This window comes from Cupriavidus sp. BIC8F (assembly GCF_032465815.1).
Taxonomy (GTDB): domain Bacteria; phylum Pseudomonadota; class Gammaproteobacteria; order Burkholderiales; family Burkholderiaceae; genus Cupriavidus; species Cupriavidus necator.
Map to the genome: position 1 here is coordinate 986,104 of NZ_CP136095.1, position 14,996 is coordinate 1,001,099.

Annotated in this window: 11 protein-coding genes and 1 pseudogene; 11 read left to right on the forward strand and 1 reads right to left on the reverse strand. The window is 67.2% G+C overall.

Annotated elements, in window-relative coordinates:
- Nucleotides 1-33: 33 nt before the first annotated feature.
- Nucleotides 34-1,068: a putative 2-aminoethylphosphonate ABC transporter substrate-binding protein gene (locus RS901_RS24635; RefSeq protein ID WP_316156761.1), complete on the reverse strand. Its 1,035-nt coding sequence runs from the start codon at nt 1,066-1,068 to the stop codon at nt 34-36.
- A gap of 264 nt (nt 1,069-1,332) precedes the next feature.
- On the opposite strand from RS901_RS24635, the gene RS901_RS24640 reads away from it, so the two are divergent.
- From RS901_RS24640 to RS901_RS24690, 11 genes and pseudogenes are all read left to right on the forward strand, one after another.
- Nucleotides 1,333-2,043, forward strand: coding sequence for a phosphonate utilization associated transcriptional regulator (locus RS901_RS24640; protein ID WP_316156762.1), 711 nt, complete (start codon nt 1,333-1,335; stop codon nt 2,041-2,043).
- Nucleotides 2,044-2,104: 61 nt separating this feature from the next.
- Nucleotides 2,105-3,367: a phosphonoacetate hydrolase gene (gene phnA, locus RS901_RS24645; protein ID WP_316156763.1), complete on the forward strand. Its 1,263-nt coding sequence runs from the start codon at nt 2,105-2,107 to the stop codon at nt 3,365-3,367.
- 42 nt (nt 3,368-3,409) lie between these two features.
- Nucleotides 3,410-4,872 (forward strand): annotated as a pseudogene (gene phnY, locus RS901_RS24650) (phosphonoacetaldehyde dehydrogenase).
- A 116-nt stretch (nt 4,873-4,988) separates the two neighbouring features.
- Nucleotides 4,989-5,744, forward strand: a complete 756-nt coding sequence (locus tag RS901_RS24655) for a DeoR/GlpR family DNA-binding transcription regulator (RefSeq protein ID WP_316156764.1) — start codon at nt 4,989-4,991, stop codon at nt 5,742-5,744.
- Between the two features lie 301 nt (nt 5,745-6,045).
- Nucleotides 6,046-7,389, forward strand: coding sequence for an NADP-specific glutamate dehydrogenase (gdhA, locus tag RS901_RS24660; RefSeq protein ID WP_316156765.1), 1,344 nt, complete (start codon nt 6,046-6,048; stop codon nt 7,387-7,389).
- Nucleotides 7,390-7,730: 341 nt separating this feature from the next.
- On the forward strand, nt 7,731-8,417 hold the full coding sequence (locus tag RS901_RS24665) for a hydrolase (RefSeq protein ID WP_316156766.1): 687 nt from the start codon (nt 7,731-7,733) through the stop codon (nt 8,415-8,417).
- A 60-nt stretch (nt 8,418-8,477) separates the two neighbouring features.
- Nucleotides 8,478-9,299: an alpha/beta hydrolase gene (locus tag RS901_RS24670; protein ID WP_316156767.1), complete on the forward strand. Its 822-nt coding sequence runs from the start codon at nt 8,478-8,480 to the stop codon at nt 9,297-9,299.
- A 5-nt stretch (nt 9,300-9,304) separates the two neighbouring features.
- Nucleotides 9,305-11,245: an amidohydrolase gene (locus RS901_RS24675; RefSeq protein WP_316156768.1), complete on the forward strand. Its 1,941-nt coding sequence runs from the start codon at nt 9,305-9,307 to the stop codon at nt 11,243-11,245.
- 34 nt (nt 11,246-11,279) lie between these two features.
- Nucleotides 11,280-11,720 carry a DoxX family protein gene (locus tag RS901_RS24680; protein WP_316156769.1) on the forward strand — a complete coding sequence of 147 codons (441 nt, stop codon included), beginning with the start codon at nt 11,280-11,282 and terminating at the stop codon, nt 11,718-11,720.
- Nucleotides 11,717-13,342: an MFS transporter gene (locus RS901_RS24685; RefSeq protein ID WP_316156770.1), complete on the forward strand. Its 1,626-nt coding sequence runs from the start codon at nt 11,717-11,719 to the stop codon at nt 13,340-13,342. Before RS901_RS24680 ends, RS901_RS24685 begins: the two co-directional genes overlap by 4 nt.
- Nucleotides 13,343-13,499: 157 nt before the next feature.
- On the forward strand, nt 13,500-14,960 hold the full coding sequence (locus tag RS901_RS24690; RefSeq protein WP_316156771.1) for an aldehyde dehydrogenase family protein: 1,461 nt from the start codon (nt 13,500-13,502) through the stop codon (nt 14,958-14,960).
- The last annotated feature ends 36 nt before the right edge of the window (nt 14,961-14,996 follow it).

Here is a 14,996-nt window from a genome sequence, read left to right on the forward strand (position 1 = left end):
CGAGGGCGCCGGTACAGGACGGCGCTCAGGCGCTCAGGGCTGCTTCTCCGACTTGCTGGCATAGCGCTTCTGCCACTCGGTCAGCACGCGCTCGCGGTTCTTGGCGATATGGCTGAAGTCGTTCTTGACCAGCATCTGCTCGTAGTTGGCCGGGATGGTCTCGAGCTTCCTCGCCACGCCCGGGTAGGCGACGATGGCCCAGTCCCTGGCAAACAGCTGGTTGGCCTCCTTGCTGGCCAGCCAGTCCATATAGCGCTGTGCGGCCTCCATCTTCCTGGTGCCCTTGACGATGCCGGCAGCCTCGATGTCGTAGCCGAGGCCTTCCTTGGGGAAGATCATCTCGATCGGCGCGCCCGAGGCCAGCGTCTTGTGCGCGCGCAGCTCGAACGAGATGCCGATCGGGAACTCACCCGAGCCGGCCTGCTTGCATGGCTTGGACCCCGAATGGGTGTACTGGGCGATGTTCTCGTGCAGTGCATCCATGTACTTCCAGCCATCATGCTCGCCATAGAGCTGCAGCCACGCGGTCACGTCCAGGAAGCCGGTGCCGGAAGAGGCCGGGTTGGGCATCACGATGGTACCCTTGTAGATGGGCTTGGCCAGGTCCTTCCAGGTCTCGGGGCGCGGCAGGTTGCGCTTCTTGGCTTCGATGGTGTTGAAGCAGATGGTGGCGCCCCAGACGTCCAGCCCCACCCACGACGGCGGCGTGGCCTTGTCGCTGTAGTCGCGCGTCAGTTTCTCGAAGCCCTTGGGCGCGTAGGGCGCCAGCATCCCTTCCTGCTTGAGCAATTCCAGGCTCGACGCCGCCAGCCCGGCGATCACGTCGGCCTGCGGGTTGCCTTTTTCAGCCAGCGCCTTGGCGGTGATGACGCCGGTGGAGTCGCGCACGTACTTCAGTTCGATATCGGGCGCCACCTTGGCAAAGCCCTCGGCGTACGGCTTGAGGGTCTCGATCTCCCACGCTGTGTAGACGGTGAGGGTGGTCTTCTGGGCCAGCGCCGTGCCGGAGGCGGCTAGCGCAAGCAGGGCGGCGGCGGTGCGCAGGGTGGATGTGAAGGACGGTTGCATGGGGACTCCTTCTGGCATTGTGGGTGGAGATATGTGTCGATTTGGTGAATATGGTGCATTGCCACGGGGCGTGCCGCACAACATTGAATCACCTTGTAACCCTTGTGCTACAACACTTGCAAGACATATGCCTGGCTTTCCGCGCTCCGTACGTCACCAACTGCGCCACACCGATGTCTTGATTGTTGACAATATACAAACCGCTTGCTTTAATGGCAATAAGGATTTTCGATATTGCGCAATCCGTCACAAACGGGAGTTTTCATGTCACGCCAAGCACCGCTGGCGAGCGAAATCACCATCCTGCAGAGCCAGTCCCTGGCCACCCTGGTGCAGCGCGAACTGGAACTGCGGATCATGTCGGGCGACCTGCCCCCCGGCGCCAAGCTCAATGAGATCGAGGTGGCAGGGCAGCTCAATGTGTCGCGCGGACCGGTGCGGGAAGCCTTCCGGGCGCTGGAGCAGGCCGGCCTGCTGCGCACCGAGAAGAACCGCGGCGTGTTCGTGCGCGCCATCTCGGTGGAAGAAGCCGACGAGATCTATGAACTGCGCGCGGTGCTGGATGAGTTCATCGGCCGCCAACTGGCCGCCCGCATCACGCCCGAGAGCCTGCGCGAACTGCGCGCGCTGGTGGAGTCGCTGGGCGTCGCCAGTCAGGCGCGCGATGTCGATGAATACACGCGGCTGAACCTGGCGTTCCACGACCGCATGGTGGAACTCGCCGGCAACCGCAAGCTGCTGGATACCTACCGGCGCCTGGTCAAGGAGCTGACGCTGTTCCGGCGCGAAGCGCTGTCCGGCAGCCACGCCGCCATGCCCGATTCCACCCGCGAGCACCGCGCCATCGTCTCGGCGATTGCCGCGCGCGACGGCGAACTGGCCGCGCGCCTGATGCGCGAGCACGTCGAGCGCGGCCGCGCCCGCATGCATGCCGCGGTGGATCCGGCCAGCGCCGACAAAGGCGCTGCCGCCTGAATCAGACCGAATCCATTGAAGCTACCGACCCCGATCGCGCCTACGCACAGGAACCCCGCCCATGCCCGACACCAATGCCCGCACCATTACCGTCAACCAGCGCACCTATCGCTGGATGCAGCAGCCCGTCGTGGTGGTCTGCGTCGACGGCTGCGAGTTCGACTACCTGGAAGCCGCCGCCGCCAGCGGCCGCGCGCCCTACCTGAAGCAGCTGCTGGAAGCCGGCTCCGCCTTCCGCGGCGCCTGCGTGGTGCCCACCTTCACCAACCCAAACAACCTGTCCATCGTCTGCGGCGCGCCGCCCGCCGTGCACGGCATCTGCGGCAACTACTTCTTTGACCGCAGCGCCAACGGCGGGCGCGGCGAGGAAGTGATGATGAACGACCCCAAGTACCTGCGCGCCGGCACCATCCTGGCCGCGTTTGCCGACGCCGGGGCCAGCGTCGCCGTGGTGACCGCCAAGGACAAGCTGCGCCGCTTGCTGGGCCACGGCATGCAGGGCATCTGCTTCTCGTCGGAGAAGGCCGACCAGGCCACTGTGGAAGAGAACGGCATCGACGGCGTGGTCGAGCTGGTCGGCATGCCGGTGCCTGACGTGTACAGCGCGGAGTTGTCGGAGTTCGTCTTCGCCGCCGGCGTGCGCCTGATGGAGACGCGCCGCCCGGACCTGATGTACCTGTCCACCACCGACTATATCCAGCACAAGTTCGCACCCGGCTCGGACGGCGCCAACGCCTTCTACGCCATGATGGACAAGTACCTGGCGCAACTGGACGCGCTCGGCTGCGTGGTCGCGCTGACCGCTGACCACGGCATGAACGCCAAGCACGACGACGCCACCAAGGCGCCCAACGTGATCTACCTGCAGGACCAGCTGGACGCATGGCTGGGCCGCGGCGTGGAAGATGGCGGCGCGCGCGTGATCCTGCCGATCACGGACCCCTACGTGGTCCACCACGGCGCGCTCGGGTCCTACGCCACCATCTATCTGCCCGACGATGCCGACCCGGCCGCGATCCAGGCCCGGCTGTCCGACCTGCAGGGCGTGGAAAGCGTGCTGACCAACGCCGAGGCCTGCGCGCGCTTCGAACTGCCGCCCGACCGCGTCGGCGACCTGGTGGTGACCAGCGACAAGCATGTGGTGCTGGGCACCAGCCGCAGCCGCCACGACCTGTCCGGGCTGGACGCGCCGCTGCGCTCGCACGGCGGCGTGTCGGAGCAGACCGTGCCGCTGGTATTCAACCGTGCCACGGCCGGCATTCCCGGCAAGGCCCTGCTGCGCAACTTCGACATCTTCGATGTCGCGCTGAACCATCTGCACTGAGTGCATTGAGCCGTACCGAACAGTATTGACCGGAGGAGACTCATGAACGCCCCCCAATTCCCCGCTGGCGCCGTCAGCCCCCATTTCCGCGCCGAGGCCCTGCGCATCGACGGCCAGAAGATCGTGCGCGAGCGCGTGATCGAGGTGCGCAACCCGTATGACGGCACGCTGGTCGGTACCGTGCCCAGGGCCACGCTGGACGATGTGCGCCGTGCCTTCGAAGCGGGCCAGGCCTACCGCTCCACGCTGACCCGCTATGAGCGCGCCGCCATCCTGAACCGCGCCGCCGCGCTGCTGCGCGAGCGCACTGAGGAAGCGTCGGACCTGATCACGCTGGAATCCGGCCTGTCCAAGAAGGATTCACTGTATGAGATCGGCCGTGTCGCCGACGTGCTTGGCTTTGCCGCCACCGAGGCGCTGCGCGACGATGGCCAGTTGTTCTCGTGCGACCTGACCCCCCACGGCAAGAAGCGCCGCGTGATGACCCAGCGCGAGCCGCTGCTGGGCGTGATCTGCGCCATCACGCCGTTCAACCACCCGATGAACCAGGTGGCGCACAAGGTGGCGCCGTCGATCGCCACCAACAACCGCATGGTGCTCAAGCCGTCGGAGAAGGTGCCGTTGTCGGCGTTCTACCTGGCCGACCTGCTGTATGAAGCCGGCCTGCCGCCGCAGATGCTGCAGGTGATCACCGGCGACCCGCGCGAGATCGCCGACGAGCTGATCACGCACCCCGCCGTGGACCTGGTGACCTTTACCGGCGGCGTGGCGATCGGCAAGTACATTGCCAGCAAGGCCGGCTACAAGCGCGTGGTGCTGGAACTGGGCGGCAACGACCCGCTGATCGTGCTGGACGACGCCGACCTGGACCGCGCCTCGGACCTGGCGGTGCAGGGCTCGTACAAGAACTCCGGCCAGCGCTGCACCGCGGTCAAGCGCATGCTGGTGCATGAAGCCGTGGCCGCGCGCTTTACCGAACTGGTGGTGGAGAAGACCCGCGCGTGGAAATACGGCGACCCGATGGACCGCGGCGTCGACATGGGCACCGTGATCGACGAGCAGGCCGCGCAGCTGTTCGAGGCACGCGTCAATGAGGCAGTGGCGCAGGGCGCGCGGCTGCTGGTGGGCAACCAGCGCAGCGGCGCCAGCTATTCGCCGACGGTGCTGGACCGCGTGGACCCGTCGATGACCGTTGTGCGCGAGGAGACCTTCGGGCCGGTTTCGCCCATCATCACCTTCCGCGACGTGGACGATGCCATCCGGATTTCCAACGGCACCGCGTTCGGGCTGTCCTCTGGCGTCTGTACCAACCGCATCGAGGATTTCACGAAAATCGCCAATTCACTGCATGTGGGTACGGTCAACCTTTGGGAGGTGCCAGGCTACCGTATTGAACTGACGCCGTTCGGGGGATCAAGGATTCGGGGCTGGGCTACAAGGAAGGCGTGCAGGAGGCGGCCAAGAGCTTTACGAATCTGAAGACGATTACGTTGCCTTGGGGGTGAGGAAGGGCGGCGCATCCCTGGCAAGCCGGCCATTGCGCCGGCTTTTGCCTGCATTGCGCTAGAATCGGCGCCCAACAGGTACTTTCCCGCCCATCGCGCCCCAATCCGGAGTCACCGTGCTCGCCGAACAACGGCAGAAATACATCCTCGACCAGCTGTCCGCCACCGGCGCGCTGGCCATCAGCGAACTGGTGACCGAGCTCGACGTCTCGCGCGAGACCATTCGGCGCGACCTCAACGCGCTGGCCGCACGCGGCCTGCTGGTGCTGACCCACGGCGGCGCGCTGGCCTCGGACCGCACCGAGCCCGATACCCAGACCCGCGCCGCGGTCAATGCCGAAGGCAAGCGCGCCATCGGCGTGCGTGCGGCGGAGCTGGTGCGCGACGGCGCCTCGCTGATCCTGGACTATGGCACCACCACCCACGCGGTGGCGCAGGCGCTGCATGGCCACCACAACCTGCTGGTCTACACCAACGACCTTGCCATCGCCCAGCTGCTCGGCCGGCGCAACGGCAACCGGGTGATCGTGCTGGGCGGGGAGCTGCAGGACAACGAAGACGCCACGCACGGCTGGGACACCATCGAGCAGCTGTCGCGCTATCACACCGACTTTGCCTTTATCGGCATCGGCGGCGTCACGCCGCGCGGCGAGATCTGCGACTTCTCGCGCGCCGCGGCGGAGTTGCGCAGCCGCATGCTGCTGGCCGCCGACGTGGCCTGCGTGGTCGCCGACCACACCAAGTTCGGCCGCAATACCGGGGTCAACATCAAGCATGGTGAACAGGCTGCCTGGCTGATCACGGACATGGCGCCGGAGCCGGAACTGGCCGCGGCGCTCAAGGAGCGGGGCGCCAAGCTGCTCATCGCCTGAAGGCCCAGGGAGTCCGACCCAGTCCGCTACCCCAGGCGGCGCTGTCCGCTGATCGCACGGAAATCCCCGCCTCATGCACTAAAATGCGGCTTTCGCGGCGCAGTCACAGGTGTTTTGACTGTCGTGTGCCCCACGCTGGTGCTAAAGTGCTGCGTTGTCTGCACATTCACGGCCCGCCGTGAATGTGCAGACAACCGGAGGCCACCCACCTTCCATCGGCGCAACGCCAGACGGCACCACAGACCGGCACCAAGCCGGCAAGGCTGCCGGATCCAGCCACTCCAGCACTGCAGAGACATCCGTGAATTCTCCCTCCCTTGACGCATTCCTGGCGGGGGTTGCCCGCCGCGACCCTAATCAACCTGAATTCCTCCAGGCCGTGAAGGAAGTGATGATGACGCTCTGGCCCTTTGTCGAGCGCAATCCGCGCTACGCCGACCAGGCCCTGCTTGAGCGGCTGGTGGAGCCCGAGCGCGTGATCCAGTTCCGCGTGGCCTGGACCGACGACCAGAACCGCGTGCAGGTCAACCGCGCCTTCCGCGTGCAGCACAGCTCGGCCATCGGCCCGTTCAAGGGCGGCATGCGCTTCCACCCGACCGTGAATCTGTCGGTGCTGAAGTTCCTGGGCTTCGAGCAGACCTTCAAGAACGCGCTGACCACGCTGCCCATGGGCGGCGGCAAGGGCGGCTCGGACTTCGATCCCAAGGGCAAGTCCGACGGCGAAGTGATGCGCTTCTGCCAGGCGCTGGTGACTGAGTTGTTCCGCCACCTGGGCCCGGATACCGACATCCCGGCCGGCGACATCGGCGTGGGCGCACGTGAAGTCGGCTTTATGGCCGGCATGATGAAGAAGCTGTCGAACCAGTCCGCCTGTGTTTTTACCGGCAAGGGCCTGGCCTACGGCGGTAGCCTGATGCGCCCGGAAGCGACCGGCTACGGCACGGTCTACTTTGCGCAGGAGATGCTGCACCGTCGCGGGCGCGCTTTCGACGGCCTGCGCGTGCTGATCTCCGGCTCGGGCAACGTGGCCCAGTACGCGGCCGAGAAGGCGATCGAGCTGGGCGCCACGGTGCTGACGCTGTCCGATTCCGGCGGCGTGCTGCACTATCCGCAAGGCATGACCACCGAACAGCTGGCCGAAGTGATGGCCTTCAAGAATGAAGAGCGCGGCCGCCTGTCTGACTTTGCCGCCCGTCACGGCATGACCTTCGAAGCCGGCCGCACCCCGTGGCACGTGCCCGCCGACGTGGCGCTGCCGTGCGCCACCCAGAACGAGCTGGACGGCAACGACGCCGAGACCCTGCTTGGCAATGGCGTGATCTGCGTGGCAGAAGGCGCCAACATGCCGTCGACGCTGGAAGCCGTCGACCGCTTTGTCGATGCGAAGATCCTCTACGCCCCGGGCAAGGCCAGCAATGCCGGCGGCGTTGCCACTTCCGGACTTGAAATGTCGCAGAACGCCATGCGCCTGTCCTGGCACCATGCCGAGGTCGACGAGAAGCTGCACGCAATCATGAAGGACATCCACCAGAACTGCATCCACCACGGCCAGAAGGCGGGTGGCTATATCAACTACGTGGAAGGCGCGAACATCGCCGGCTTCGTCAAGGTGGCCGACGCCATGCTGGCGCAAGGCGTGATCTGACCTGAAGTTCCGGCCGGCGCAATGCCGGCCGTTGCCGGGCGGGTGCAGGCACGCACCCGTCTGGCGCATCTCCCCCGATTCCCCCCCAGGCAGAACCCATCCCGCAGCGCTGGGCAGCGCCCCCCATGCCGTCATCTGCCGCCACGGCCCGCCGCCCGGCTGCATTTCCGGATTATTCGCAATCCGCGAACACAGTCATCGGACTTTGCCACGTAGTCAGTGCAAGGCGCCTTGCCTACTATGCACACACACCAAGTGAACGCCACTGGTGAGTGAATATAGCGGTAGCAGTCACTAACTTGCAAGCCAGCCTATCCAGGCGCCCCTGACCGGAGATCATCATGACGAACCCCAAGCTCGAAGTCCTGACCCCGCAAAACAGCCAGATCATCTTTATCGACCACCAGCCGCAGATGGCTTTCGGGGTGCAGTCGATGGACCGCCAGGCCCTGAAGAACAATACCGTCGGCCTGGCCAAGGCGGCGAAGATCTTCAATATCCCGACCACCATCACCACGGTGGAAACGGAGTCGTTCTCGGGCTTCACTTACCCGGAACTGCTGGATGTATTCCCGGACCACAAGCTGCTGGAACGCACCTCGATGAACTCCTGGGACGACCAGAAGGTGCGTGACGCCCTCAAGGCCAACGGCCGCAAGAAGGTGGTGGTGTCCGGCCTGTGGACCGAGGTCTGCAACAACAGCTTTGCCCTTTGCGCCATGGCCGAAGGCGACTATGAGATCTACATGGTGGCCGATGCCTCCGGCGGCACCTCGAAGGAAGCCCACGACTACGCCATGCAGCGCATGGTCCAGGCGGGCGTGGTACCGGTCACCTGGCAGCAGGTGCTGCTGGAATGGCAGCGCGACTGGGCCCACCGCGACACGTATGACGCGGTGATGAAACTGGTCAAGGAGCACTCGGGCGCCTACGGTATGGGAGTGGATTACGCCTACACCATGGTCCACAAGGCCGCGCAGCGCACCGCCACGCCGCATGAGGCACTGGCCGCCGTGCCTGCCCGCTGAGCCGGCACTGAACCAGCCGCAAGCCCACCCGATCCCTTGATTGCATCCAGGAGCCCCATCATGAGCATCATCACGACGCAGGACGGCACGCAGATCTTCTACAAGGACTGGGGCAGTGGCCAGCCCGTGGTCTTCTCCCACGGCTGGCCCCTCAGTGCCGATGCGTGGGATGCGCAGATGCTGTTCCTGGTGCAGCAGGGGTTCCGGGTGATCGCCCATGACCGCCGCGGCCATGGCCGCTCGGACCAGCCGGCGCATGGCAACGACATGGATACCTATGCCGACGACCTGGCGGCGCTGCTGGACGCGCTGGACCTGCGCGATGCCACGCTGGTGGGCCATTCCACCGGTGGCGGCGAGGTGGCGCACTACATCGGCCGGCATGGCACCGGCCGTGTCGCCAGGGCCGTGCTGATCGGCGCGGTGCCGCCGATCATGCTCAAGACCGCGGCCAACCCCGGCGGGCTGCCGATCGATGTGTTCGACGGCATCCGCAAGGGCGTGGCCGACAACCGCTCGCAGTTCTACCAGGACCTGGCGACGCCGTTCTTCGGCTTCAACCGCCCCGGCGCCAAGGTCTCGCAAGGCACCATCGATGCTTTCTGGGCGCAGGGCATGGCCGGCGGCATCGTGGGCCAGTACGCCTGCATCAGGGAATTCTCGGAAGTGGACTACACCGAGGACCTGAAGAGGTTCGACGTGCCCACGCTGATCCTGCATGGCGATGATGACCAGATCGTGCCCATCGACGCTTCGGCGAAGCGGTCGGTGGAACTGGTCAAGGGCGCGACCCTCAAGGTGTATCCGGGCGCTTCGCACGGCATGTGCGTGGTCAACGCCGACCAGGTCAACGCCGACCTGCTGGCCTTCCTGACGGCCTGAGCCCGATGTCAGTCACCCGCCGGCAATTTATCGCTTCGGCCGCCGCGCTCGGCGCGGCGCCTTTTTCGGAGACCTTCGCCATGTCGCCTGGCAGCCAGCCCAGCCTCATCCTCGTCAACGGCAAGTTCACCACGCTCGACAAGTCCAGGCCGCAAGCCGACGCCGTTGCGATCCGCGACGGACGCTTCGTCGCCGTCGGCACGCGCCAGGACATCATGAAGCTGGCCGGCGCGCAGACCAAGGTGGTCGACCTGAACGGCCGGCGGGCCATTCCCGGGCTGATTGACAGCCATATGCATATCATCCGCGGCGGCCTGAACTACAACATGGAGTTGCGCTGGGACGGCGTGCGCTCCCTCGCCGACGCCATGCGCATGCTGAAGGACCAGGTCGCGCGCACGCCAGCGCCGCAATGGGTGCGGGTGGTGGGCGGCTTCACCGAGCACCAGTTCGCCGAGAAGCGGCTGCCCACCATCGACGAACTGAACGCCGTGGCGCCCGATACCCCGGTATTCATCCTGCACCTCTATGACCGCGCCATTCTGAACGGCGCCGCGCTGCGCGCAGTGGGCTACAACAAGGACACGCCGAATCCGCCGGGCGGCGAGATCGTGCGCGACGCGCGCGGCAATCCCACCGGGCTGCTGCTGGCCAAGCCCAATGCGACCATCCTCTACGCCACGCTGGCCAAAGGCCCGAAGCTACCGCCTGAGTACCAGAAGAACTCGACGCGCCACTTCATGCGCGAGGTGAACCGCCTGGGCGTTACCGGCGTGATCGATGCGGGCGGCGGCTACCAGAACTATCCCGAGGACTACAGCATCATCGAGGAACTGCACAAGGAAGGTCAGCTCACGGTGCGCCTGGCCTACAACCTGTTCACGCAGAAGCCCAAGGAAGAGCTGAGCGATTTCAAGACCTGGACGTCGACCGTGAAGCCAGGCCAGGGCGATGACCTCTATCGCCACAATGGCGCCGGCGAAATGCTGGTCTACACCGCGGCCGACTTCGAGGACTTCCGCGTCGAGCGCCCCGACATGGCGCCGTCGATGGAAGCCGACCTGGAGCCGGTGATCCGCCTGCTGGCCGAAAAGCGTTGGCCGTGGCGCCTGCATGCGACCTATGACCAGACCATCACGCGCGCGCTCGACGTCTACGAGAAGGTCGCCAAGGACATCCCGTTCAACGGCCTGAACTGGTTCTTCGACCACGCCGAGACGATTTCCGACCGCAACATCGACCGCATCGCCGCGCTTGGCGGCGGCATCGCCGTGCAGCACCGCATGGCCTACCAAGGCGAATATTTTGTTGAACGCTACGGTGCCAAGGCCGCCGAAGCCACGCCGCCGATCAAGAAGATGCTCGAGAAGGGCGTCAAGGTCGGCGCCGGCACCGATGCCACGCGCGTGGCCTCGTACAACCCGTGGGTCTCGCTGTACTGGCTGACCACGGGCAAGACCGTCGGCGGCATGTCGATGTATCCACAGGCCAACCTGCTCGATCGCGAAACGGCGCTGCGCCTGTGGACCGAGGCCAACACGTGGTTCTCATCCGAAGTGGGCAAGAAGGGCCAGATCAAGGCGGGCCAGCTGGCCGACCTGGCGGTGCTGTCCGCCGACTACTTTGCGGTGCCCGGCGATGACATCCAGGACATCACGTCGGTGCTGACCGTGCTCGGCGGCAAGATCGTCTATGGCGACAGGGAATTCGGCAAGCATTCGCCACAGATCCCACCCGCGATGCCGGACTGGTCGCCCGCCCGCCACGGCAGCCAGTACCAGCCGCGCCCGCAAGCTCAAAAGCTGGCCTTGAACACGGCCTGCGGCTGTGCCAGTTCGTGCGGCGTGCACGGCCATGCGCATGCCAGGGCCTGGACGGCCGGCGTGCCTACCTCGGATGAGAGTACGTTCTGGGGCGCACTGGGTTGCTCATGCTGGGCGTTCTGATGCCGCTGCGTTGCCGATGCGAGGAGACCCGACCATGACTGCCCATCCCATCCTCCCCGCGGCAGGCGCAGCGACCACGCCCTCGGCCTGGCTGCGCTGGCTGACGCTGCTGGCACTGTCCGCGCCCTACCTGCAGGGTGGACTGGTCAAGGCGGCTGACTTTGGTGCCGCCATCGCCGAGATGCAGCACTTCGGCCTGGCGCCGGCCGCACCGCTGGCGGCGGCCGTGATCGTGCTGGAACTGGGCGCCGCCGCGCTGATGCTGAGCGGGCGGCTGCGGTGGCTGGGCGCGCTGGCGCTGGCCGTGTTCACCGTGCTGGCAACCTTTGTCGCCAACCGCTTCTGGCAGGCGCCGCCGGATGCGCGCTTCGGGCAGGCCAACGCCTTCTTCGAGCATATCGCGCTGGCCGGCGGCCTTTGCCTGGTCGCCTGGGAAGACCTGCGGCAACGCCGCGCGGCCAGGGGCCAGGCATGAGTCCGGCCGCCAAGCCCGCGCCGATCCCCGGTGCCGCCGCCCCGGCCGGCGGCAGCTTTGCGCCGCTGGCGCATGGCACCTTCGCCGTGCTGTGGGCGGCGACGGTGCTGGGCAATATCGGCAGCTTCATGCGCGATGTGGCCAGCGCCTGGCTGGCGACTGACCTGTCGGGCTCGCCCGCCGCTGTCGCCATGATCCAGGCGGCCGGCACGCTGCCGGTGTTCCTGCTGGCGATTCCCGCCGGCGTGCTGTCTGACATCCTCGACCGGCGCCGTTTCCTGATCGTGATCCAGGTGGGGCTGGCAATGGTCAGCGGTTCGCTGATGCTGCTGGCATGGCAGGACGGGCTGACCATCGAACTGCTGATCGGCCTGGCCTTCCTGGGCGGCATCGGCACGGCGATGATGGGGCCGACCTGGCAGTCGATCGTGCCGGAGCTGGTGCCGGCCAGTGAACTGAAGCCGGCGGTGGCGCTGAACTCGCTGGGCGTCAATATCGCGCGCGCCATCGGGCCGGCCGCGGGTGGCCTGTTGCTGGCCGCGTTCGGCGCGGCGGCCACCTATGGTGCGGACGTGGCCAGCTATCTCTTCGTGATTGCCGCGCTGCTGTGGTGGAAGCGCCCGGCACGCGCCGAAGACCCGCTGCGCGAGCATTTCTTCGGCGCCTTCCGCGCCGGCGTGCGCTTTGCACGGGCCCACAGCAAGCTGCATGTGGTGCTGCTGCGCGCGGCCTGCCACTTTGCGCTGGGCAGCAGCGTGTGGGCGCTGCTGCCGCTGGTGGCCCGCCAGATGCTGCACGGCGGCGCATCGCTGTACGGCACGCTGCTTGGCGCGGTCGGCGTGGGTGCGATCCTGGGCGCGCTGGTGATGCCGCGCCTGCAGAAACGGCTGGATCTGGACCAGCTGATGCTGGCCGCGGCGCTGGTTACCGCGGCGGTGATGGCGGTGCTGTCGGTGGCGCCGCCGGCATGGGTCGCCATGCTGGCGCTGCTGCTGCTTGGCGCCGCGTGGATCCTTGCGCTGACCACGCTGGCCGGCACGGCCCAGGCGATCCTGCCCAACTGGGTGCGCGGCCGCGCGCTGGCGGTCTACCAGATGGTGTTCAACGGCGCCATGGCGCTGGGCAGCCTGGTGTGGGGCTTTGTCGCGCAGGGGCTGGGCACGCCGGCCGCGCTGATGATCGCCGCGGCCGCACTGTGCGTGGCCGGGGTCGTCATGCACCGCGTGAAGCTGCCGCGCGGCGAGGAAGACCTGGGCCCGGCACGGCACTGGCCCGCGCCCGAAGCCGCCGAGGAGGTGGCGCACGACCGCGGCCCGGTGATGATCCTGATCGAATACCGCGTGCGCGCGGCCGAGCGCCAAGGCTTCCTGCACGCCATCCACAAGCTGTCCGAGGAACGGCTGCGCGACGGCGCCTTCAGCTGGGGCGTGATGGAGGACCCGGCCGATGCCGAGGCCTACACCGAGTGGTTCCTGGTTGAATCCTGGGCCGAGCACCTGCGCCAGCACGAACGCGTGCCGCACGCTGACGCCGACCTGCAGCGCGAGGTCGCGCGCTTCCACACCGGCGAAGGGCCGCCGCGGGTGCGGCACCTGCTGGCAGCGGGGCAGCCACTGGAATAAGCAAGCCATAGCGACGGCTTTCCGATCTGCCGCTGAGGAACTCCCCTCTCCCGCCTGCGGGAGAGGGGCAGGGGGAGAGGGCAGGCGCTGGCTGACCACCACGCCTTGCTTCCCCCGCGCCCCACGCAAGCCACCGCCCGCCACCCCAAGGACCCCCATGCACAACCAGCTGTTTATCGACGGCCGCTTCGTCGACGCCCTCGACGGCGACACCCTCGACGTCGTCAATCCGCACGACGGCAGCCTGATCACGCGCGTGGCCGCGGGCGAGCAGCTCGATATCGACCGCGCCGTGGCTGCGGCGCGCCGCGCTTTTCCCGCATGGTCGCGTCTCGCCGCCGGCGAACGCGGCAGGATGCTGGCACGGCTGGCCGACGCCATCGAGGCCGACACGGGGCTGGCCGAACTCGAAAGCGCCGACACCGGCCACCCCATCCGCGATGCGCGCGGCCTCGACGTGCCGCGCACCGCGGCGTGCTTCCGCTATTTCGCGGGCATGGCCGACAAGATCGAAGGCACCGTGGTGCCGGTCGAACCCGGTTTTCTCAACTACGTGCAACGGGCCCCGGTCGGCGTGGTGGGGCAGATCGTGCCGTGGAACTTCCCGCTGATGTTCACCGGCTGGAAGCTGGGGCCGGCACTGGCGGCGGGCAATACGGTGGTGCTCAAGCCGTCGGAGCTGACGCCGCTGTCCGCGCTGCGCGTGGCGGCGCTGGCGGCTGAAGTCGGTTTCCCGCCGGGCGTGATCAACGTCGTGCCCGGCTTCGGCAACGTGGCCGGGCAGCGGCTGGCCAATCATCCCGACGTCGGCAAGATTGCCTTCACGGGGTCCAGCGCCACCGGGCGGCGCATCGTCGAGGCCTCGCGCGGCAACCTCAAGCGCATCCAGCTCGAGCTGGGCGGCAAGGGCGCCAATATCGTCTTTGCCGATGCCGACCTGGATGCCGCCGTGGCGGGCGCGGCCTGGGCCAGCTTCCACAACCAGGGCCAGGCCTGCATCGCCGGCTCGCGCCTGCTGCTGCATGAGGATATCGCCGATGCCTTCCTGGAGCGCTTCGTGGCGCTGGCGCAATCGATCCGCGTGGGCGATCCGGCCGACCCCGCCACCGAGATGGGGCCGCTGACCTCGGCCGCCCATCGCGACCGCGTGCTGGAGGCTGTGGAGATGGCACGGGCCCAGGGCGGCACCGTGCTGGCCGGCGGCAAGGCGCCCGCCGACCCGAGCCTGCGCCGCGGCTTCTATGTCGAGCCCACCGTGATTGCGGCGCGCCCGCAGGACCGCATCGCCCAGGAAGAGGTCTTCGGCCCGGTCGTCACGGTACTGCGCTTTGCCAGCGACGAGCAGGCGCTGGCCATCGCCAACGCCACGCAATACGGGCTGGGCAACGGGCTATGGACGCGCGACCTGGGCCGCGCGCACCGCCTCGCGCGAGATATCCGCGGCGGCATGTGCTGGGTGAACTGCTACAAGCGCGTCCATCCGGGCAGCCCCTTCGGCGGCGTGGGCGAATCCGGCTACGGGCGCGACATGGGGTTCGAGGCGATGCACGGCTACACCGAGTCGCGCTCGGTGTGGATCAACGTGGATGCCGGCATTGCGCCGCACTTTGCGCGCTGACGCCCGCGCGGCACCACGAATCATTTCAGGGAGAAG

Excerpts from the sequence above, each read along its gene's own strand:
- RS901_RS24670 (WP_316156767.1), top strand. The coding sequence starts at position 8,478 with ATGAGCATCATCACGACGCAGGACGGCACGCAGATCTTCTACAAGGAC.
- phnA (WP_316156763.1), top strand. The coding sequence starts at position 2,105 with ATGCCCGACACCAATGCCCGCACCATTACCGTCAACCAGCGCACCTAT.
- RS901_RS24680 (WP_316156769.1), top strand. The coding sequence starts at position 11,280 with ATGACTGCCCATCCCATCCTCCCCGCGGCAGGCGCAGCGACCACGCCC.
- RS901_RS24675 (WP_316156768.1), top strand. The coding sequence starts at position 9,305 with ATGTCAGTCACCCGCCGGCAATTTATCGCTTCGGCCGCCGCGCTCGGC.
- RS901_RS24690 (WP_316156771.1), top strand. The coding sequence starts at position 13,500 with ATGCACAACCAGCTGTTTATCGACGGCCGCTTCGTCGACGCCCTCGAC.
- RS901_RS24640 (WP_316156762.1), top strand. The coding sequence starts at position 1,333 with ATGTCACGCCAAGCACCGCTGGCGAGCGAAATCACCATCCTGCAGAGC.
- RS901_RS24665 (WP_316156766.1), top strand. The coding sequence starts at position 7,731 with ATGACGAACCCCAAGCTCGAAGTCCTGACCCCGCAAAACAGCCAGATC.
- RS901_RS24685 (WP_316156770.1), top strand. The coding sequence starts at position 11,717 with ATGAGTCCGGCCGCCAAGCCCGCGCCGATCCCCGGTGCCGCCGCCCCG.
- RS901_RS24635 (WP_316156761.1), bottom strand. The coding sequence starts at position 1,068 with ATGCAACCGTCCTTCACATCCACCCTGCGCACCGCCGCCGCCCTGCTT.